This window comes from Moorena sp. SIO2C4 (assembly GCF_010672485.1).
Lineage (GTDB): Bacteria > Cyanobacteriota > Cyanobacteriia > Cyanobacteriales > Coleofasciculaceae > Moorena > Moorena producens.
Genome location: NZ_JAAHGN010001453.1, coordinates 1 through 1,407 on the forward strand (window position 1 = coordinate 1; position 1,407 = coordinate 1,407).

Annotated in this window: 2 protein-coding genes; one reads left to right on the forward strand and one right to left on the reverse strand. The window is 45.6% G+C overall.

Annotated elements, in window-relative coordinates; all coding sequences use genetic code 11:
* The coding region (locus F6K20_RS38525) for an acyltransferase family protein (RefSeq protein ID WP_287298444.1) at positions 1 to 874 on the forward strand (874 nt) is incomplete at its 5' end.
* 42 nt (positions 875 to 916) lie between these two features.
* Here F6K20_RS38525 and F6K20_RS38530 read toward each other — a convergent pair.
* Positions 917 to 1,407: winged helix-turn-helix domain-containing protein (locus F6K20_RS38530; protein ID WP_287298446.1), on the reverse strand; the 491-nt coding region annotated here is incomplete at its 5' end.

Genomic DNA, 1,407 nt, shown 5'->3' on the forward strand with positions numbered 1-1,407 from the left:
GGCCGCAGGTAGTGGCAGGCGATGTGCCATTCTATTTGCCCTAGGCTTACTGCTCAATGGTTTTCCGACTTACAACTGGGATACTATTCGGATTATGGGTGTCTTGCAGCGCATTAGTCTTGCCTATTTCCTTAGTGCTGTAGCAGTGCTAAATCTAAGACGACGGGGTTTGTGGGTACTGACCGGAATAGTTTTGCTAGGGTACTGGGCAGCGATGTCTTTAGTACCAGTTCCTGATTATGGTGCTGGTAATCTGACACCGGAAGGGAATTTTGCTGCCTATATCGACCGTATGGTATTGGGAACAAACCATTTGTATAAACAAGCTCAATTTGATCCAGAAGGACTGTTTAGCACCTTCCCAGCGGTAGTAACTGTCTTGGCTGGCTATTTCGTTGGGGACTGGCTACGCCATCAACCGATACCGTCCCGCACTAGTTTGGGATTAGTACTATTTGGTGTAGGTTGTCTTGGTTTAGGCTGGGTTTGGGATTTCTGGTTCCCAATTAACAAGCAGTTATGGACAAGTTCCTATGTAGTCTTTTCTGCTGGTTGGTCGATGCTGTTACTAGCTGCTTGTTATGAGTTAATTGAAGTGCGGGGATTTCGCAGATGGGGATGGCCGTTAGAAGTAATGGGGTTAAATGCGATTTTTCTGTTTGTCGCATCTGGTTTAGTAGTTCGCATCCTATATCGAACTAAGGTAGGGACAGGTGATAATGCTGTGAGTACCTATACTTGGATTTATGAAAATCTGTTTCGGTCGTGGGCTGGAGCCATGAATGGTTCTTTGATCTTTGCCATAGTCAATGTACTGTTGTGGTGGTTGATTCTCTATGGGATGTATCGGCGACGCTGGTTGATCAGGATTTAATGGTTAAGGGTTAAGGGTTAATGGTTAATGGTTAATTAACCATTAATAAATCTTTTGGGCTGCCAGTTCTGTCCCAAGTTTTGGATTATTCTCGTTTATGCCTTGATTAAACCGATAGCCAACATTGCGAACCGTTTGAATAATGTTGGGTTGTCGAGGATCAGTTTCTATTTTTTTGCGTAGGGCAAGGACGTGGGTATCGATGGTGCGCGGATTGTCAATAGCATTGGGCCAAGCGCGGCGCAATAATTCAGAGCGACTCAAAGGCATTCCCTCTGCTTGGGCGAGTACATAGAGCAAACTAAATTCTTGTGGAGTCAGGTCAATAAACTCTTCTTTGAAGCGGACACGACGCTGGACTAAATCAATTTTGAGATCACCGTAGTCCAGAGACAGGGGAGCTACCGTAATGCGGAGGCGACGAATTAGGGCTTCCACCCGTGCCATAAATTCCTGTATACCAAAGGGCTTGGTGAGGTAATCGTCTGCCCCAGCTTTAAGACCAGTGACGATATCTCTTTCACTATTACGAG